Source organism: Mycobacterium sp. 852014-50255_SCH5639931 (assembly GCF_001665605.1).
Taxonomy (GTDB): Bacteria; Actinomycetota; Actinomycetes; order Mycobacteriales; family Mycobacteriaceae; genus Mycobacterium; species Mycobacterium paraffinicum.
Genome location: NZ_LZSV01000031.1, coordinates 16252 through 32910 on the forward strand (window position 1 = coordinate 16252; position 16659 = coordinate 32910).

Annotated in this window: 22 protein-coding genes; 14 read left to right on the forward strand and 8 right to left on the reverse strand. The window is 68.1% G+C overall.

Going from position 1 to position 16659, the window contains the following annotated elements; translation table 11 throughout:
* Positions 1-16 precede the first annotated feature (16 nt).
* Positions 17-820, reverse strand: coding sequence for a ParA family protein (locus A5758_RS17630; RefSeq protein WP_067205496.1), 804 nt, complete (start codon positions 818-820; stop codon positions 17-19).
* A 119-nt stretch (positions 821-939) separates the two neighbouring features.
* Here A5758_RS17630 and A5758_RS17635 point away from each other — a divergent pair, with 119 nt between their 5' ends.
* Genes A5758_RS17635 through A5758_RS17645 form a run of 3 tightly spaced genes read left to right on the forward strand, consistent with a single transcriptional unit; the run spans position 940 to position 3118 of the window.
* Positions 940-1551, forward strand: a complete 612-nt coding sequence (locus A5758_RS17635; protein ID WP_067205493.1) for an acid phosphatase — start codon at positions 940-942, stop codon at positions 1549-1551.
* Positions 1548-2645, forward strand: a complete 1098-nt coding sequence (locus tag A5758_RS17640; protein WP_067742547.1) for an isochorismate synthase MenF — start codon at positions 1548-1550, stop codon at positions 2643-2645. Before A5758_RS17635 ends, A5758_RS17640 begins: the two co-directional genes overlap by 4 nt.
* Positions 2642-3118, forward strand: a complete 477-nt coding sequence (locus A5758_RS17645) for a GNAT family N-acetyltransferase (RefSeq protein WP_067742549.1) — start codon at positions 2642-2644, stop codon at positions 3116-3118. The genes A5758_RS17640 and A5758_RS17645 overlap by 4 nt, the downstream gene beginning before the upstream one ends.
* On the opposite strand, the gene A5758_RS17650 is transcribed toward A5758_RS17645, so the two are convergent.
* Positions 3070-3516, reverse strand: coding sequence for a hypothetical protein (locus tag A5758_RS17650; protein ID WP_067742552.1), 447 nt, complete (start codon positions 3514-3516; stop codon positions 3070-3072). The two genes, A5758_RS17645 and A5758_RS17650, sit on opposite strands and share 49 nt — an antisense overlap.
* Positions 3517-3595: 79 nt before the next feature.
* Between A5758_RS17650 and A5758_RS17655 the strand changes: the two genes are divergently transcribed.
* Together A5758_RS17655 and whiB1 are read left to right on the forward strand one after the other, a co-directional pair.
* The gene (locus tag A5758_RS17655) at positions 3596-4567 is read left to right on the forward strand and encodes a diacylglycerol kinase family protein (RefSeq protein ID WP_067742555.1); all 972 of its coding nucleotides are present in this window, start codon (positions 3596-3598) and stop codon (positions 4565-4567) included.
* Between the two features lie 281 nt (positions 4568-4848).
* A complete protein-coding gene (gene whiB1 / locus A5758_RS17660; protein ID WP_067205475.1) occupies positions 4849-5103 on the forward strand; it encodes a transcriptional regulator WhiB1 in 255 nt (84 codons plus the stop codon).
* Positions 5104-5176: 73 nt separating this feature from the next.
* On the opposite strand, the gene A5758_RS17665 is transcribed toward whiB1, so the two are convergent.
* On the reverse strand, positions 5177-6676 hold the full coding sequence (locus tag A5758_RS17665; protein ID WP_067742860.1) for a sensor histidine kinase: 1500 nt from the start codon (positions 6674-6676) through the stop codon (positions 5177-5179).
* A gap of 59 nt (positions 6677-6735) precedes the next feature.
* Positions 6736-6951, reverse strand: coding sequence for a biotin/lipoyl-binding carrier protein (locus A5758_RS17670; RefSeq protein ID WP_066956294.1), 216 nt, complete (start codon positions 6949-6951; stop codon positions 6736-6738).
* A 207-nt stretch (positions 6952-7158) separates the two neighbouring features.
* Between A5758_RS17670 and A5758_RS26580 the strand changes: the two genes are divergently transcribed.
* Positions 7159-7233, forward strand: coding sequence for a 50S ribosomal protein bL37 (locus tag A5758_RS26580; protein ID WP_011728008.1), 75 nt, complete (start codon positions 7159-7161; stop codon positions 7231-7233).
* A 7-nt stretch (positions 7234-7240) separates the two neighbouring features.
* Here the strand turns inward: A5758_RS26580 and rsrA are convergent, their stop codons facing one another.
* Positions 7241-7543: a mycothiol system anti-sigma-R factor gene (gene rsrA / locus A5758_RS17675; RefSeq protein WP_067205468.1), complete on the reverse strand. Its 303-nt coding sequence runs from the start codon at positions 7541-7543 to the stop codon at positions 7241-7243.
* Positions 7540-8187, reverse strand: coding sequence for a sigma-70 family RNA polymerase sigma factor (locus tag A5758_RS17680; RefSeq protein WP_197503806.1), 648 nt, complete (start codon positions 8185-8187; stop codon positions 7540-7542). The genes rsrA and A5758_RS17680 overlap by 4 nt, the downstream gene beginning before the upstream one ends.
* A gap of 282 nt (positions 8188-8469) precedes the next feature.
* Between A5758_RS17680 and A5758_RS17685 the strand changes: the two genes are divergently transcribed.
* The 3 genes from A5758_RS17685 to A5758_RS17695 all read left to right on the forward strand — a co-directional run bounded on the left by A5758_RS17685 (position 8470) and on the right by A5758_RS17695 (position 10134).
* On the forward strand, positions 8470-9318 hold the full coding sequence (locus A5758_RS17685) for an NAD(P)-dependent oxidoreductase (RefSeq protein ID WP_067205464.1): 849 nt from the start codon (positions 8470-8472) through the stop codon (positions 9316-9318).
* Positions 9319-9331: 13 nt separating this feature from the next.
* Positions 9332-9817 carry a YbaK/EbsC family protein gene (locus A5758_RS17690; RefSeq protein WP_067742564.1) on the forward strand — a complete coding sequence of 162 codons (486 nt, stop codon included), beginning with the start codon at positions 9332-9334 and terminating at the stop codon, positions 9815-9817.
* Positions 9818-9882: 65 nt separating this feature from the next.
* Positions 9883-10134, forward strand: a complete 252-nt coding sequence (locus A5758_RS17695) for a hypothetical protein (protein ID WP_066956297.1) — start codon at positions 9883-9885, stop codon at positions 10132-10134.
* Here A5758_RS17695 and A5758_RS17700 read toward each other — a convergent pair.
* The gene (locus A5758_RS17700) at positions 10131-10892 is read right to left on the reverse strand and encodes an SOS response-associated peptidase (RefSeq protein WP_067742567.1); all 762 of its coding nucleotides are present in this window, start codon (positions 10890-10892) and stop codon (positions 10131-10133) included. The genes A5758_RS17695 and A5758_RS17700 overlap by 4 nt on opposite strands.
* 44 nt (positions 10893-10936) lie before the next feature.
* On the opposite strand from A5758_RS17700, the gene aroA reads away from it, so the two are divergent.
* Both aroA and rsgA read left to right on the forward strand, forming a co-directional pair.
* Positions 10937-12220, forward strand: a complete 1284-nt coding sequence (gene aroA / locus A5758_RS17705) for a 3-phosphoshikimate 1-carboxyvinyltransferase (protein ID WP_156622683.1) — start codon at positions 10937-10939, stop codon at positions 12218-12220.
* Entirely contained in the window at positions 12217-13209 is a 993-nt protein-coding gene (gene rsgA, locus A5758_RS17710) for a ribosome small subunit-dependent GTPase A (protein ID WP_067205447.1), read from the forward strand. The genes aroA and rsgA overlap by 4 nt, the downstream gene beginning before the upstream one ends.
* On the opposite strand, the gene A5758_RS17715 is transcribed toward rsgA, so the two are convergent.
* Complete coding sequence (locus A5758_RS17715) at positions 13196-13669, reverse strand: helix-turn-helix domain-containing protein (RefSeq protein ID WP_067742573.1); 474 nt, start codon at positions 13667-13669, stop codon at positions 13196-13198. The genes rsgA and A5758_RS17715 overlap by 14 nt on opposite strands.
* Before the next feature lie 94 nt (positions 13670-13763).
* Between A5758_RS17715 and A5758_RS17720 the strand changes: the two genes are divergently transcribed.
* From A5758_RS17720 to A5758_RS17730, 3 genes are all read left to right on the forward strand, one after another.
* Complete coding sequence (locus tag A5758_RS17720) at positions 13764-14936, forward strand: thiolase family protein (protein ID WP_067742576.1); 1173 nt, start codon at positions 13764-13766, stop codon at positions 14934-14936.
* An 8-nt stretch (positions 14937-14944) separates the two neighbouring features.
* Positions 14945-16033 carry an NmrA family NAD(P)-binding protein gene (locus tag A5758_RS17725; protein WP_067742579.1) on the forward strand — a complete coding sequence of 363 codons (1089 nt, stop codon included), beginning with the start codon at positions 14945-14947 and terminating at the stop codon, positions 16031-16033.
* Positions 16034-16103: 70 nt separating this feature from the next.
* Positions 16104-16595, forward strand: coding sequence for a DUF302 domain-containing protein (locus A5758_RS17730; RefSeq protein ID WP_067742582.1), 492 nt, complete (start codon positions 16104-16106; stop codon positions 16593-16595).
* Positions 16596-16659: the final 64 nt, after the last annotated feature.

Genomic DNA, 16659 nt, shown 5'->3' on the forward strand with positions numbered 1-16659 from the left:
CAGCCGCGAGCCGGAACTACACCTCGACGGCGAGCGTCGGCAGCGGCTTGCCGGTCTTCCAGTGCTTGAGCAACGCCTTCGCCAGATCGGCGTAGGCCGACGCACCCTTGTTCTTGCGCCCGGCCATCACCGACGACCCCGAGGCGCTGGCCTCGGCGAAACGCACCGTGCGCGGTATCGGCGGGGCCAGCACCGGCAGGTTGTAGCGGTCGGCGACGTCCACCAACACGTCCCGGGTGTGGGTGGTCCGCGAGTCGTACAGCGTCGGCAACGCGCCGAGGAGCCGCAGCTCCGGGTTGGTGATCTGCTGGACATCGGCGACCGTGCGCAGGAACTGGCCGACTCCACGGTGCGCGAGCGTCTCGCACTGCAGCGGCACGATCACCTCGTCGGCGGCGGTCAACCCGTTGAGGGTGAGCACACCCAGCGACGGCGGGCAGTCGATGATGACCACGTCGAAGTCGTCGGAGAGCTTCGCCAACGCGCGTTTGAGCGCGTATTCGCGGCCGGCGCGCATCAACAGCATCGCCTCGGCTCCCGCCAGGTCGATGTTGGCCGGCAGCAGCGTCATTCCCTCCATGGTGGTGACCAGCGCGGCGTTGGGCTCGACCTCGCCGAGCAGCACCTCGTGCACCGACACCGGGAGTTTGTCGGGATCCTGACCGAGCGAGAAGGTCAGGCAGCCCTGCGGATCGAGGTCGACCAGGAGCACCCGGAGTCCCTCGTCCACCATCGCTGCGCCCAGCGAGGCGACCGTCGTCGTCTTGGCTACGCCGCCCTTCTGGTTGGCCACTGCCAGTACCCGGGTCTTAGCAGCCATAGGCGCGGCTCTCCCCTCTGCATCGTTGCCATGCGGTCAACAGTGCCCATCCTGGCACGTTCGCTCGCCACACGCTGCGGCCGACGTGCCCGGCATGTCGTCCGGCAGAATCGGTCGATATGGGCTTGCACAATCATCGACTGGTCCTGCTCCGCCACGGCGAGACCGAGTGGTCGAAATCCGGCCAGCACACGGGCCGGACCGACCTCGAGCTGACCGACACCGGCCGCGTTCAGGCCGAGCTGGCCGGCCGCGTCCTGCGAGAACTGAACCTCACCGACCCGTTGGTGATCAGCAGCCCGCGCATCCGCGCCCTGACCACCGCGAAGCTGGCCGGCCTCGCCGTGGACGAGGTCTCTCCCCTGCTCGCCGAATGGGATTACGGCTCCTACGAGGGGTTGACGACGCCGCAGATCCACGAACAGGTGCCCGATTGGCTGGTCTGGACGCACGGCTGTCCCGGTGGCGAAAGCGTGCAGCAGGTCAGCGACCGCGCCGATCGGGCGGTCGCGTTCGCGCTGGACCACATGAGCTCACGCGACGTGGTGTTCGTGGGGCACAGCCACTTCTCCCGTTCGGTCATCACGCGCTGGGTGGAGCTGCCGCTCGTCGAGGGCAGCCGCTTCTGGATGCTGGCCGGCTCCATCGCGGTGTGCGGTTTCGAGCATGGCGTGCGACAGCTCGCCGCGCTCGGATTGACCGCCCAGCCGCAGGCGATCAAACCCGGGTGAGCGCCCAACCGCCGTTCGCGCTGTGCGGACCGAAGCAGAGCCTGGTCGCCGCGGGGGTGCGGGAACGCTACCGCGACGTGGCGGTGGCGCAGGACGCGCTGCGTTCGGGCTCAGCCGCAATAGTGTTGGGCGCGTTGCCTTTCGACGTGAACCGGCCCGCAGCGCTGCTGACGCCCGACGCGGTGCGGCGTACCGACGGCCCGCCCGACTGGCCGACCGGCCCGCTGCCGCCGGTGCGTATCGCCGCCGCCGATCCGTCACCGGCCGACTACCGCAGTCGCATCAGCCGGGCCCGCGATCAACTCACCGCCCCCGACAGCCTGCTGAGCAAGGTGGTGCTGTCCCGCGCGCTGCGGCTGGTCGCCGACGCCCCCCTGGACGCCCGCGTCATCCTGCGCCGGCTCATCGCCGCCGACCCGGCCGCCTACGGCTATCTTGTCGACCTGACCGCCGCCGGCGATGACTACGCCGGTGTGGCGCTGGTGGGCGCCAGCCCGGAACTTCTGGTGGCGCGCAACGGAGATCGAGTCACGTGCCGGCCGTTCGCCGGTTCGGCGCCCCGCGCCGCCGACCCGGACGTCGACGCCGCCAACGGCGCCGCGCTGGCCGGTTCGGCCAAGGATCGGCACGAGCACCAGTTGGTCATCGAAACCATTCGGGTCGCCCTCGAGCCGCTGTGCGACGAGTTGACGATCGCCGCCGAGCCCGAGTTGAGCCGCACCGCGGCGGTGTGGCACCTGTGCACACCGATCAGCGCCCGGCTTCGCGATACATCCACCACCGCAATCGATTTGGCCCTGGCGCTGCATCCCACCCCGGCGGTCGGCGGGGTGCCGACCAAGGCCGCGGTCGAGCTAATCGCCGAGTTGGAAGGCGACCGCGGGTTCTACGCGGGGGCGGTCGGCTGGTGCGACGCCCGGGGCGACGGCCGCTGGGTGGTGTCCATCCGCTGCGCGCAGCTGTCCGCGGACCGCCGCACCGCGCTCGCACGATCCGGTGGCGGCATCGTCGCCGAATCCGACCCCGACGAAGAAGTAGCGGAAACCACAACGAAATTCGCGACAATCCTCAACGCATTGGACGTCGAGCAATGACCATTCGCCGCGCCGCCCCGGAAGACGCCGCCGCAATCACCGGAATGATCCACGAACTGGCGGAATTCGAACACGCCGCCGATCAATGCACGGTCACCGAAAAGCAAATCGCGGCAGCACTTTTCGGAGCCACCCCGGCGGTGTACGGGCACGTCGCGGAAGTCGAGGGCCAGATCGCCGCGATGGCGCTGTGGTTTCTCAACTTCTCCACCTGGGACGGCGTGGCGGGCATCTACCTCGAAGACCTGTTCGTGCGGCCGGGATTTCGCCGCCGCGGCCTGGCCCGCGCGCTGCTGGCGACGCTGGCGGCCGAATGCCTCGACAACGGCTACACGCGGTTGTCCTGGGCGGTGCTGAACTGGAACGCCGACGCCCTCACGCTGTACGACGGCGTCGGCGGCGAACCCCAGCGCGAGTGGACCACCTATCGGCTGTCCGGCCCCCGGTTGGCCGAGTTGGCGGAATCGCGCTGATCGCCCGCGGCCCAACGCACGCCCGCGGGGCTGAAGAGCAGGCCCAACACGCTCAGCGCCACAATGCCAGCGGGAATCCCGAAGCCGGGCCGATGCGAGTCCACCGTCAGGTACCACGCCACCGGCAGTAACAGCAGCTGGGTGATCACGGCCAGCCCGCGCCCCCAGCGCTTGCCGACCGTCAGCGCCCGTCCAGCGGCCAGCACCACCGCCCCGACCAGAACGAAAAACACCGCCGTGCCCAACCCGTTGACCACGCGCTGGTCGGCCCCAGCGACGCCCCGCACCACCAGCACCGCCGCCACCGCCAGCGCGGCCAGCCCTTGCACCACCACCAGGAGCCCAGCGCCGCGCACGGCGGCTGGAGCGGCCCCTGGGTTGCGGCGGAAAACTGTCACCCGCGTCAGCGTAGTCACCCCGGCCGCCGAGGAGTTCCCCACAGCGTGGCCTTAACCGGCCCGCATAAGCTCGTGCTTCATGCGCGCCGTGCTGATCGTGAACCCCACAGCCACCACCACCACCCCGGCCGGTCGCGACCTGCTGGCGAACGCGCTCAAGAGCCGCCTAGAGCTCACCGTCGAACACACCAGTCACCGCGGTCACGGCACCGAACTCGCCGAGAAAGCGGTCGCGGACGGCGTCGACCTGGTCGTGGTGCACGGCGGCGACGGCACGGTGAGCGGGGTGGTCAACGGCCTGCTCGGGCGTCCCGGCGCGGTTTCGGGGCACTCCGGCCCGGTGCCGGCGGTCGCGGTGGTTCCCGGCGGTTCGGCGAATGTGCTGGCGCGGTCGCTGGGGATCTCGCGGGACCCGGTGGCCGCCACCAACCAGCTCATCCAGCTCCTCGACGACTATCGCCACCACCACGCCTGGCGCCGCATTGGCCTGATCGACTGCGGTGAGCGGTGGGCCGTGTTCAACACCGGCATGGGGGTCGACGCCGAGGTGGTGGCCGCGGTCGAGGCCGAACGCGACAAGGGCGGCAAGGTCACGGCCTGGCGCTACATTCGCGCGGCGGTGCCCGCCGTGTGGGGCTATACGCGCCGCGAACCGATGCTCACCCTTGAACTGCCCGGCCGCGAACCCATCACGGGGGTGAGTTTCGCGTTCGTGTCCAACTCCAGCCCGTGGACGTTCGCCAACGAGCGGCCGGTGTGGACCAATCCCGGCTGCACCTTCGAGTCCGGGCTGGGCGTGTTCGCACCCAAGAGCATGAAAACGATCCCCACCCTTCGCATAGTGCGGCAGATGTTCGCTAAGCGGCCCAAGTTCGACTTCGACCACCTCATCACCGAGGACGACGTGCCCTGCTTGCGCGTCACCTCGACCGGCGGCCCGGTCGCCTGCCAGTTCGACGGGGATTACCTCGGCGTGCGCGAAAGCATGACGTTCAAAGCGGTACCCGACGCGCTGGCGGTGGTAGCACCTCCCCAGAAAAACGCCTTCTGAGCTGCGCAAACGAAGCGGCCGCGGGCCACGCGGCGAAGTTTTTCCTCGTGAGTGGCCGGTGAGTGTAGTACAACGGAGTAATGGCCCGACTACGGAACGATCGAAGTGAGATAGCCCACGAGCGAACTCGGGGCTATTGACATCTGTTGGGCCTGTGAAACGATCAAAAGGTTGCATGCAGGAATTTAGATAGGGGTACGGACCCTTTTCTTGTGCACGCGTTAACAGCCGAAGAAAATTGGCCGTGCGCCTTGCTGCGCACTCAGTGAGGAGTAGGACGTATGGATTGGCGCCACAAGGCGGTCTGTCGCGACGAGGACCCGGAGCTGTTCTTCCCGGTAGGGAACAGCGGCCCGGCGCTCGCGCAGATCGCTGACGCGAAACTGGTCTGCAATCGGTGCTCGGTGACCACGGATTGCCTGTCGTGGGCCCTGAACACCGGCCAGGACTCGGGCGTCTGGGGCGGCATGAGCGAAGACGAGCGGCGCGCACTCAAGCGTCGCAATGCCCGGACGAAGGCCCGTAGCGGAGTCTGACTCAGTCAGAGCAAACAGTGCGGCCTCGACGAAAGTCGGGGCCGCACTGTTGTGTGGGGCGCACTTTGAACGCCTAGATGGCCAGTCGGGCCCGCCGGCCGATCGGTACCCGCAACACCACGTCGGTGCCGCGAGCCGGGGCTTGGCGCATGCCCAGCGTGCCGTCGAGTTCCGCAGACACCAGCGTCCGCACGATCTGCAGGCCGAGGCTGTCGGACGTCTCCAGGTTGAAGCCTTCCGGCAACCCGCGGCCGTCGTCGTGGACAACGACGTCGAGCCAGCGCGCCGAACGCTCGGCGCGGATGGTCACCGATCCCGCTTCGACCGCAGGATCGAACGCATGCTCGATCGCGTTCTGAACCAGTTCGGTGATCACCATGATCAGGGCCGTCGCCCGGTCGGAGTCCAGCACGCCGAGGTCGCCGACCCGGTTGATCCGGATCGGCCGGTCCACTGACGCCACGTCGTTCATGATCGGCAGAATCCGGTCGATGACCTCGTCGAGGTTGACCTGTTCGTCGACGGACATCGAGAGCGCGTCGTGCACCAACGCGATGGACGAGACCCGGCGCACCGACTCGATCAGGGCTTCGCGCCCTTCGGCGTTGACCGTCCGGCGGGCCTGCAGGCGCAGCAGTGCCGCCACCGTCTGCAGGTTGTTCTTCACCCGGTGGTGGATCTCGCGGATGGTGGCGTCCTTGGAGATCAGGGCCCGGTCGCGGCGCTTCACCTCGGTGACGTCCCGGATCAGCACGGCGGCACCGGCGCTCGCGCCGTCGACCACCAACGGGAGCGTCCGCAGCAGCACCGTGGCGCCGCCGGCGTCGACCTCCATGCGCATGCTCTTACCACCGGCCAGCAGGTCCAGGACGTGCTCGGCCAGCTCCTGCGCCTCGAAGGGGTCCGAGATCAGCGGCCGGGTCACCTTGACCAGGCTGCGGCCCTCCAGCTCGGACGTCAGGCCCATCCGGTGGTAGGCCGACACCGCGTTGGGGCTGGCGTAGGCGACGACGCCGTTGACGTCCAACCGGATGAAGCCATCGCCCGCCCGCGGGGTGGAGCGGGACATGACCACGTCGCCCACGTCGGGGAAGGTGCCGTCGGCGAGCATGTGGACCAGATCGCCGGCGCATTCCCGGTATGCCGTCTCCAGGTGGCCGGACGTGCGGTCGGCCGCGACGGCCGTCTGATGCCGGGTGAGCACGGCCACCACCCGGCCGCCGTATCGCACCGGGGTCGCCTCGACGTGCGGGCCGGGCAGCCACGAATCCTGTTGGCCCGCATCGCCATCCCGCTGGGCGGTGCCGGACTCGAAGGTCTCGGCGACCAGCGCCAGCCGGTCGGCGGCGACGACACTGCCCACCGAGTCGGTGACGAGCACCGTGGGCGCGGTGTTCGGCCGGCACTGCGCCACACACACCAACATGCCGTCGTCGCGGCGAACCCACATCAGATAGTCGGCGAACGACAGGTCCGCCAGCAGCTGCCACTCCCCCACGACCGCGTGCAGGTGGTCCACCGCGTTGCCCGGCAACACGGTGTGTTCGGCAAGCAGATCACCGAGAGTCGACATCACTCACTCCCCGGGCCATTCCCCGGCAGCAGACAGGACGGTCCAAACTTTTCCGCGGCCTAGCTGATCACAGCAATCAGGTCGCCCGCCTGGATGACATCGCCCACCGCGACGCTCACCTTGCTGATGGTGCCGTCGACCTCAGCCAAGACGGGAATCTCCATCTTCATCGACTCCAGCAGCACCACGATGTCGCCTTTGCCGATCTGGTCACCCTCGTTCACTACGACTTCGAGCACGCTGGCCACGATCTCGGCGCGCACATCCTCGGCCATCTTCACCCCACTCGTTTCGGCCATTGCGCAGGCTGGCTACTGGTCCATCAAGCTTTCGTCAGGCTCACGTACATCGAACCACAGGAGGGGTCGGGACCGCGGCGCACGGGGCGTTGTGGCCGGGCGGGTCTTTCGTGAGAGACTGTGCGGCAGGCTGACGGGCGCCGGGCGCCCGGATCAATGACCAAATCAATGGAGGTTCGACCCATGGCCAAGCGTGGCCGTAAGAAGCGCGACCGCAAGCACAGCAAAGCCAACCACGGCAAGCGGCCCAACGCCTGAGGACCCGCTACTGCGTCTCGCGGATGATGGTGGTCCGCCGGATCTCCAGCCGTAGCCGCTCGCGCAGGCCGTCGGGGGCCTTCTCGCCTCTGCATTTGGTGGCGATCAACGCCTTGATCCGCTCCTCGAGGCCGTAATGCTTGAAGCAACCGGGGCACGCCTCCAGGTGGCGGCGCAGCTGGTCCCGCGACTCCGGGGTGCATTCACCGTCGAGTAGGAGCCAAACCTGGCGGATCACCTCGGCACAGCCGACCGCGCCGTGGTCGTCGTCATTAGGGCACGTGTCGCCGGGGCTGGAGAACTCACTCATGACGACACCTCCTCGTGCGCCTGGTGGCCGCGGTTGAAGCCCCGCTCCTTGGCCACGTCAGCCAGCAGCCCACGCAGTTGACGCCGGCCGCGGTGTAGCCGTGACATTACCGTCCCGATGGGCGTGTCCATGATCTCGGCGATTTCCTTGTACGGAAAACCCTCGACATCGGCGTAGTAGACGGCCATCCGGAATTCTTCCGGCAGCGCCTGCAGCGCTTCTTTGATCTCGTTGTCGGGCAGCGCCTCGAGCGCCTCGACCTCGGCCGAGCGCAGCCCGGTGGACGAGTGCTCGGCGTTGGACGCCAGCTGCCAGTCAGTGATCTCTTCGGTCGGGTATTCGGCCGGCTGGCGCTGCCTCTTGCGGTAGCTGTTGATGTAGGTGTTGGTCAGGATCCGGTACAGCCAGGCCTTGAGGTTGGTGCCGGCCCGGAACGAGCGGAACCCCGCGAAGGCCTTCACCATCGTCTCTTGCAGCAGGTCTTCGGCGTCGGCGGGATTGCGCGTCATGCGCAGCGCACCGCCGTAGAGCTGGTCCAACAGCGGAATCGCGTCGCGCTCGAAGCGCGCCATCAGCTCGGCGTCCGTCTCCGGCGGTGCGGGATCGGGAATCTCCTGTGCTGTTGCGCCGTCTGTGTCGGCCATGTCGATTACCCCGGTCCCTTCTGCTGCGGTGTCGCCGGGCAGCACCGAAAGCGCCACCGGGCTTGCGAGAAAGCAAGCCAACTGCTCGGCACCCGTTGGACTGTCCAACAGGCTCGTCGCCGCTGACACCAAACCGCTCCTCCCAATCTAGAGGCTGCCACCGACAGTGTCTGCCCGGGTGCGCCCACATAACATCAGAGACCGCCTCGTTTAACAGCGTTAACGGACGCGCTATTTCCGGGCCCCATCCGGCCCATGGCGGCAGGACGTTAATGTGACGCCATGTCCCTCAACGGCAAGACCATGTTCATCTCCGGCGCCAGCCGCGGTATCGGCCTGGCGATCGCCAAACGCGCCGCACAAGACGGTGCCAACATCGCCCTGATCGCCAAGACGGCCGAGCCGCACCCCAAGCTGCCGGGCACGGTGTACACCGCCGCCAAGGAGCTCGAGGAGGCGGGCGGTGCGGCCCTGCCGATCGTCGGGGACGTCCGCGATCCGGAGTCGGTCGAGTCGGCGGTGGCCAAGACCGTCGAGCAATTCGGCGGCATCGACATCTGCGTCAACAATGCGTCGGCCATCAACCTGGGGTCCATCACCGAGGTGCCGATGAAGCGGTTCGACCTGATGAACGGCATCCAGGTGCGCGGCACCTACGCCGTGTCGCAGGCCTGCATCCCGCACCTGAAGGCCGCCCAGAACCCGCACATCCTGACGCTGTCCCCGCCCGTGCTGCTCGGCAAGGAGTGGCTGAAGCCGACCGCGTACATGATGGCCAAGTTCGGCATGACGCTGTGCGCCTTGGGAATCGCCGAGGAGATGCGCGAGGCGGGTATCGCGTCCAACACGTTGTGGCCCCGCACGCTGGTGGCCACCGCCGCGGTGCAGAACCTGCTCGGCGGTGACGAGGCGATGGGACGCGCCCGCAAGCCCGAGGTGTACTCCGACGCGGCCTACGTCATCCTCAACAAGCCCGCCCGCGAATACACCGGCAACACCCTGCTGTGCGAGGACGTGCTGGTGGAGTCCGGCGTCACCGACCTGTCGGTCTACAACTGCGTGCCGGGCGGGCAGCTCGGCGTCGACTTCTGGGTGGACGGCGTCAACCCGCCGGGGTACTCGGGGCCGTAGTCGGGTTTCTGTCGTGGCTCGCGCCGCCACGCCCGCGCTCGCCGCGTTGACGAAAGCCGGTGTGCCGCACGAGGTCATCACCTTCGACCACGATCGGCGGGAACGCTCGTTCGGCGTCGAAGCGGTGCACGCGCTGACGGAACGCGGCGTCGCACCCGAGCAGATCTACAAGACCCTGGTCGTCGCGGTGCCGGGCGGGCTCGCGGTCGCGATACTGCCGGTGCCGGACCGGCTCTCACTGAAGGCGGCCGCCGCGGCGCTGGGCGTGGCCAGCGCCGGCATGGCCGAGGCCGCTGCCGCCGAGCGCGCCACCGGCTACGTCGTCGGCGCCGTGTCGCCGTTCGGGCAGCGCAAGGCCCTGCCGACCGTCGTGGACGCCGGCGCCCTGGCCTGGGATCGGGTGTACTGCAGCGCCGGCCGGCGTGGCTGGGACGTGGGGGTTTCACCGCAGGACCTGATCCGGTTGACCAATGCGATCACCGCCCACATCCGCGCGTAGCCGCGCGAGAGTAGCGCCATCGCGAAAACCGGATCGAATTCTCGCCGTCGCGTTACGCTCCCGCCATGACGACGAAGCGATCCCGCGGCGCGACGATTGTCGCCGCCGGTGTGCTGGCTTTCTCCGGGCTGATGACGATCGGTGTGGGCACCGGCAACGCCGACACGATCCAAACCGAGGGCAACTACCCGACCCGGGCAGCTTGTCAGGACGCCGGGCCCGGCGTGAAGGCCAGCACTCCGGGCAACTGGAATAACTTCTGGTGCGTGCCGGATCGCAACGTCAACGGCAACTGGAAGCTGGTTCTCAGCAACTAAAGCAAGGTCGCCTGCTCGGGCTCCGGGCCGGCCGGCTCGAGTAGCTGGGGCCCGTTGTTGCGGACGTTGTTGACCAGCGTCGACACCTCGCGCATGCGGATGCCGCGCACGTCGGGCGAGTGGGCCAGCAGCTTTTCGTCGACCGGGGCATCCGGATCCAGCCAGCGGTCCCACTCCCGCTCCGGGACCACGAACGGCATCCGATCGTGGATCTCCGCCAGCTCGCCGGGTGCGTCGGTGGTGATGATCGTGCAACTCAGCAGCGGCTGAGCGTCTTTGGCCGGTTTCCAGACCGACCACAGCCCGGCCATGAACAGCGGCTCGCCATCCTCGCGGTACATGAAGTACGGCGTCTTGCGCGACTTCTTGCCCGCGACGGCGTCGTTGACGCGCCATTCGTAATAGCCGTCCATCGGGATCAGGCACCGCTTCGACTTGGCGCTCGACCGAAAGGCGGGCGAGGTGGTGACCTTGTCCGCGCGTGCGTTGATCAGCATCGGGCCCTTGGTCTCGGGCGCCCCGTCGGAACCGGCTTTGGCCCACGGGGGCACCAGGCCCCAGCGCATCAGCCGCACCCGGCGGGTGGGCTGGTCGTCGGGGTCGGTGTGCCGGCTCACGACGGTCGCGATGGTCGACGTGGGGGCCACGTTGTAGTTGGCCGCCCCGGCACTTTCGGAGGCGCCGGTGGCCTCGTCGATCGCCTTGATCTTCTGGGCCAGCAGCGCCGGATCGGTGGTGACCGCGAACCGTCCGCACATACCTTCCATGGTGGCAGAAGCCGGTGACACGCCATGATGGACCGGTGAGTATGTGGACGGCCCCCAGCGCGCCGAAACCGGTGCACGCGACCGTGACCGTTCCGGGCTCGAAGTCGCAGACCAATCGCGCGCTGGTGCTGGCGGCGCTGGCGGCCACGCAAGGCCACGGGACGCCGACCATCAGCGGTGCGCTGCGCAGCCGGGACACCGATCTGATGATCGGCGCGCTGCGCGCCCTGGGCCTGCGCGTCGAGGGCGACGGCTCCGAGCTGACGGTCGGCGGGCGGATCGCTCCCGGGCCCGCCGCGCGCGTGGATTGCGGGCTGGCCGGTACGGTCCTGCGGTTCGTCCCGCCGCTGGCGGCGCTGGCCGAAGCGGTCGTCGAGTTCGACGGGGACGAGCAGGCCCGGGTGCGGCCCATCGCGCCGCTGCTCGACGCCCTGCGCGGCCTGGGCGTGCCGATCGAGGGCGCGGGTCTGCCCTTCCGGGTGCACGGCAGCGGATCGGTCGCCGGGGGCACCGTGGCCATCGACGCATCGGCGTCGTCGCAGTTCGTGTCGGGGCTGCTGTTGTGTGCGGCGTCGTTCACCGAGGGCGTGACCGTGCAGCACACCGGCGCGACGCTGCCGTCGGCGCCGCACATCGCGATGACCGTGGTGATGCTGCGGCAGGCCGGGGTCGACGTCGACGACTCGGTGCCCAACCGCTGGCGGGTGCGCCCCGGTCCGGTCGCGGCCCGGCACTGGGAGGTGGAGCCCGACCTGACGAACGCCGTTCCGTTCCTGGCGGCGGCCGTGGTCAGCGGCGGAACGGTGCGCATCACCGGCTGGCCGGCGGCCAGCGTGCAACCCGCCGACCAGATCCTGACAGTGCTGGGCAAGCTGAACGCCGTTGTCACCCAGGGGGATTCGTTCCTCGAGGTACAGGGATCCGCCGACTACCCCGGTTTCGATGTCGACCTGCGCGCGGTCGGCGAGCTGACCCCGGCGGTGGCGGCGCTGGCCGCGCTGGCCAAGCCGGGATCGGTGTCCCGCCTCTCCGGCATCGGCCACCTGCGCGGTCACGAGACCGATCGGCTCGCCGCACTGAGCGCCGAGATCAATCGCCTGGGCGGCGACTGCTCCGAAACCCCCGACGGCCTGGTGATCACCGCGACACCGCTGCGCGCCGGCGTCTGGCGCGCCTACGCCGACCACCGGATGGCGATGGCGGGCGCGATCGTCGGCCTGCGGGTGGCCGGGGTTCAGGTGGACGACATCGGGTCGACTTCCAAGACGCTGCCGGAGTTTCCGCAGCTCTGGGCGCACATGCTGGGGTCCGATATTTGAAGCCCGGCGATTACGACGAGTCCGACGTCAAGGTCCGCTCCGGCAGGGGCTCGCGACCGCGCACCAAGACCCGTCCCGAGCACGCCGACGCCGAGGCCGCGATGGTGGTCAGCGTCGACCGCGGCCGCTGGGGATGCGTGCTCGGCGGGGACCCCGATCGCCGGGTCACGGCGATGCGGGCCCGCGAACTGGGCCGCACCCCAATCGTCGTCGGTGACGACGTCGACGTGGTCGGCGACGTGTCCGGGCGACTGGACACGCTGGCGCGGATCGTGCGGCGCGGGGAACGGCGAACAGTGTTGCGGCGCACGGCCGATGACACCGACCCGACCGAACGCGTGGTGGTCGCCAACGCCGACCAGCTGCTGATCGTGGTGGCGCTGGCCGACCCGCCGCCGCGCACCGGCCTGGTCGACCGGACGCTCATCGCCGCCTTTGCCGGCGGGCTGAAGCCGATTCTGTGCCTGACCAAGACCGACCTCGCCCCGCCGGAGCCCTTCGCCTCGCATTTCGTGGACCTGGACTTGACGGTGGTGGTCGCGGGCCGCGACGATCCGCTGCTCGCGGTGGCCGACCTGCTGGCCGGCAAGATCACCGTGCTGCTGGGGCATTCCGGCGTCGGCAAGTCCACGTTGGTGAATCGCCTTGTGCCCGAGGCGGAACGGGCCGTCGGCGAGGTCACCGACATCGGTCGCGGACGGCACACCTCCACCCAATCGGTCGCTTTTCCTTTTAGAGACCCGCTGGGACATTCGGGCTGGGTGATCGACACCCCGGGCATCCGCTCATTCGGGCTGGCGCACATCGAGCCCGACGACGTCCTGATGGCCTTCTCGGATCTGGCCGAGGCGATCGAGGACTGCCCGCGCGGCTGCGGACACATGGGGCCGCCGGCGGACCCCGAATGCGCGCTCGACACCCTGTCCGGCCCCGCCGCCCGCCGCGTGGCCGCGGCCCGGCGGCTGCTGAAAGCGCTCAACCAGACTTAGCCAGCCGCATGCCGAGTTCGTCGGGCGCCACCTTATGGCCTTCAGAGCAACGGATTTCGACGCTCGCCTCGGCGCCACAGCCGAGATGGGTGAGCCGGAGGCGATTGCGCCCCGGCAAATGGCGCCGGCCCCACTCGAACATCGCCCAGACCACGGGCATGAAGTCGATGCCGGCCTCGGTGAGCACATACTCTTCCCGACGCCGCTGCCCGGGCTCGTGGTACGGCTGACGCTTCAGCAGCCCCAGTTCGACCAGCTCTGACAGCCGGGCCGAAGTGGCGGCCTTGGTGATGCCCACCCGGCGGGCGAAGTCATCGAAGCGGGTCGTGCCGTAGTACGCCTCGCGCATGATGAGCATCGCGGATTTGGTGCCAAGCAGCCCCATCGTCTTCTCGATCGCGCACTCGCCCACGGCTGACCAGGCATCGCGGTCGGCCAGCGGTCCCTGCAGCAGTGTCATAAATCACCTCCCGGGCTGGGTTGCTTTTAGTGTACCTAGATGTTTACCTGGGTACAGCAATCTATACCTAGATCCTGGGACTCAAGGAGGAGCCATGAACCGCGACGCCGTGATCGTCGGGGCCGTCCGCACCCCGATCGGCAAGGGCAAGCCCAGCGGGGCGCTGCACGAGGTGCTGCCCGCCGACCTGCTCGCGCACAGCCTGCGCGAAGTGGTGGCGCGCACCAGTGTGGACCCCGCGCAGATCGACGACGTCATCGCCGGTGCCGTCGCCCAGGTCGGCGACCAGGCGGTCAATATCGCCCGGAACGCATTGCTGGGCGCCGGATTTCCCGAGTCGGTTCCCGGCGTCACGATCGACCGGCAGTGCGGCAGCAGCCAGCAGGCCATCAGCTTCGCCGCCCAGGGCGTGCTGTCCGGTGCCTACGACATCGTCGTCGCCGCCGGCGTGGAATCCATGGGCCGCATCCCGATGGGCACCTCGGTGCTGCCGGGCAGCAATCCCTTCGGCGACGACATGACCCGGCGCTACCCCGACGGCCTGGTGCCGCAGGGCATCAGCGCCGAACTGATCGCCGCGCGGTGGGGCTTCTCGCGGACCCAGCTCGACGAGTTCTCCGCAGGCAGCCACGACAAGGCCGCCCGCGCCACCAAGGACGGTCTGTTCGACAACGAGCTGATCCCGATCGCCGGCCTGGCCACCGACGAATTCATTCGGCCCGGTACGACGGTCGAAACGCTGGCCGGGCTGCGGCCGGCGTTCTACAGCGAGGCGATGAAAGCCCGTTTCCCGCAGATCAATTGGGAGATCACCGCCGGCAACTCCTCGCCGCTCTCCGACGGCAGCGCCGCGGTCATGATCACCACCAGCGACGTTGCGAAGAAGCTCGGCCTGCGGCCGCTGGCCCGCATCCACACCACCACCGTGGTCGGCTCCGATCCGCTCTACATGCTGACCGGGGTCATCCCCGCCACTGAAAAGGTGCTTCACCGGGCCGGGCTGACGCTGGCCGACATCGACCTGTTCGAGGTGAACGAGGCCTTTGCGCCCGTCGTGCTCGCGTGGGCGCACGACACCGGCGCCGATCTGGCCAAGACCAACGTCAACGGCGGCGCCATCGCGATCGGCCACCCGCTGGGCGCCAGCGGTGCCCGCATCATGACCACACTGGTCAACGCGCTCGAGCAGCGCGGCGGGCGGTATGGGCTGCAGACGATGTGCGAGGGCGGCGGCATGGCCAACGCCACCATCATCGAGCGGCTGTGACACCGACGATGCCTTCGAACAGCATCGCGAAAGTCTTTGTCGTAGGCGGCACGGGCGCCCAGGGAATGCCCATCATCCGTGCCCTGGTCGCCGACAACAAATACTCCGTTCGATTCCTCACCCGCGACCCCGCCTCCCGACGAGCGAAGGACCTTCTCGCCCTCGACAACGTGTCCGTCCTGGAAGGTTCATTCGCCGACGAAGCGATCCTGCGGGAAGGATTCCGAGGTTGTGATGCAGCATTCGTCAACATCGACGGGTTCAACACCGGCGAAAAAACCGAGATGTATTGGGCAATACGCAGTTACGAGATAGCCATCGAAGAAGGAATCAAGTTCTTCGTCTACGGAAACCTCGACTATGGGCTCAAAAAGTCGGGATATGACTCTCGATTCCGGACCGGCCACTACGACGGCAAGGGCCGGGTGGGTGAGTGGATCCTGTTCCAGAATCAGGTGAATCGCGATCGGATGGGAGCGGCGGTCTTCACGTCGGGCCCGTACATCGAGATGGTGATCTCACCCGGGACGCCCATGACGCCTACCGTCGAGGACGGTGTCGTGACGTGGCGGGTTCCGCTCGGTGAGGGTGCGGTGCCCCATGTGGCTCTCGAAGATTGCGGGTCTTATGTCCGTTGGCTTTTCGACCATCCCGACCGCGCGAACGGCATGGATCTCGAAGTCGCTATCGACCATATCACCTATGCGGATCTTGCTGCGGCGTTCGAGAAGGTCACCGGGCATCCGGCGCGGTACATCGACACCGATCTAGACACGTACTGGAAAACCGGTCCCCTCAGTAGAGCCGCAGATTCCCCTGCTGGGTACAACGCCGACCCAAACGACAAGAGCACCATGAACATCCGGGACAATTTCACGGGATTCTGGAATCTCTGGAAGTGCGGAGTCGTCAAACGCGATTACGGTCTGCTCGATGAGGTGCACCCGAATCGGATCAGGAGTGCCGAGGAGTGGTTCCGCAGAGAAGACCGGTTAGGAAGGGCGCTGGGCAAGGGCGGCCTCTGGGAGCGGGTTCAACCGGAGAACCGGACTCCGATCCTCAAGATTGGTGAGGATCAAAGGACAGGAAAATTGTAGGCCCCGCGCCCGAAAGGTGGACTGAGACATGGAATCTTCGTACTCGACTGGTCTTTCCGGGGGCGGTCCGATGACCGAGATTCGGTTCGACGGCGTGCGGGTGCGTTACGACAGCACCAAGAGCTACCAGGAGCTGCTCGCCGCGCTGCTCGCCGACATCGGCGAGCGGCCCGTCCCGATCAACGACATCGCGACGGGCGCCGACGACTGGGAGTCCTACCGGGAGCGCGTCGAACCCCACGTCGGGCCGAGCGGATTCATGCTGTTCGGTGTCGTCGACCACGGCGCGTGGATCCCCAAGGCCGGCATCGACCGCAAGGCGATCCGCGTGATTCTCGGCAACCCGTTGATCGCGATCACGATGCTGCGCCACGACGTGATGGCCGGCCTATTCGCCCCCGTTGAGCTCTTGATCCTGGACGAGACGGCCGGCAGCAGCCTGACCTACGTCAAGCCGTCGTCGCTGATGGTCGTCGAGCCCAACCCCGAATTGCTCAGCGCCGCTGAAGAACTCGACGCCAAGCTGGCCGCGCTGGCTTCCAAGGTGACCAGCGGCTCGTGACCAACTTTCTCAGCGCGGCGGTCGTTGCGGGAAATAGTGTGGACGCGCTGCAGACGATTGACGT

Excerpts from the sequence above, each read along its gene's own strand:
- whiB1 (WP_067205475.1), top strand. The coding sequence starts at position 4,849 with ATGGATTGGCGCCACAAGGCGGTCTGTCGCGACGAGGACCCGGAGCTG.
- A5758_RS17720 (WP_067742576.1), top strand. The coding sequence starts at position 13,764 with ATGAACCGCGACGCCGTGATCGTCGGGGCCGTCCGCACCCCGATCGGC.
- A5758_RS17685 (WP_067205464.1), top strand. The coding sequence starts at position 8,470 with ATGTCCCTCAACGGCAAGACCATGTTCATCTCCGGCGCCAGCCGCGGT.
- A5758_RS17665 (WP_067742860.1), bottom strand. The coding sequence starts at position 6,676 with ATGTCGACTCTCGGTGATCTGCTTGCCGAACACACCGTGTTGCCGGGC.
- A5758_RS17715 (WP_067742573.1), bottom strand. The coding sequence starts at position 13,669 with ATGACACTGCTGCAGGGACCGCTGGCCGACCGCGATGCCTGGTCAGCC.
- A5758_RS17700 (WP_067742567.1), bottom strand. The coding sequence starts at position 10,892 with ATGTGCGGACGGTTCGCGGTCACCACCGATCCGGCGCTGCTGGCCCAG.
- A5758_RS17630 (WP_067205496.1), bottom strand. The coding sequence starts at position 820 with ATGGCTGCTAAGACCCGGGTACTGGCAGTGGCCAACCAGAAGGGCGGC.
- A5758_RS17645 (WP_067742549.1), top strand. The coding sequence starts at position 2,642 with ATGACCATTCGCCGCGCCGCCCCGGAAGACGCCGCCGCAATCACCGGA.
- A5758_RS17680 (WP_197503806.1), bottom strand. The coding sequence starts at position 8,187 with ATGGCCGACACAGACGGCGCAACAGCACAGGAGATTCCCGATCCCGCA.
- A5758_RS17695 (WP_066956297.1), top strand. The coding sequence starts at position 9,883 with ATGACGACGAAGCGATCCCGCGGCGCGACGATTGTCGCCGCCGGTGTG.
- A5758_RS17725 (WP_067742579.1), top strand. The coding sequence starts at position 14,945 with ATGCCTTCGAACAGCATCGCGAAAGTCTTTGTCGTAGGCGGCACGGGC.
- A5758_RS17670 (WP_066956294.1), bottom strand. The coding sequence starts at position 6,951 with ATGGCCGAGGATGTGCGCGCCGAGATCGTGGCCAGCGTGCTCGAAGTC.
- A5758_RS17730 (WP_067742582.1), top strand. The coding sequence starts at position 16,104 with ATGACCGAGATTCGGTTCGACGGCGTGCGGGTGCGTTACGACAGCACC.
- A5758_RS17655 (WP_067742555.1), top strand. The coding sequence starts at position 3,596 with ATGCGCGCCGTGCTGATCGTGAACCCCACAGCCACCACCACCACCCCG.
- A5758_RS17635 (WP_067205493.1), top strand. The coding sequence starts at position 940 with ATGGGCTTGCACAATCATCGACTGGTCCTGCTCCGCCACGGCGAGACC.
- rsrA (WP_067205468.1), bottom strand. The coding sequence starts at position 7,543 with ATGAGTGAGTTCTCCAGCCCCGGCGACACGTGCCCTAATGACGACGAC.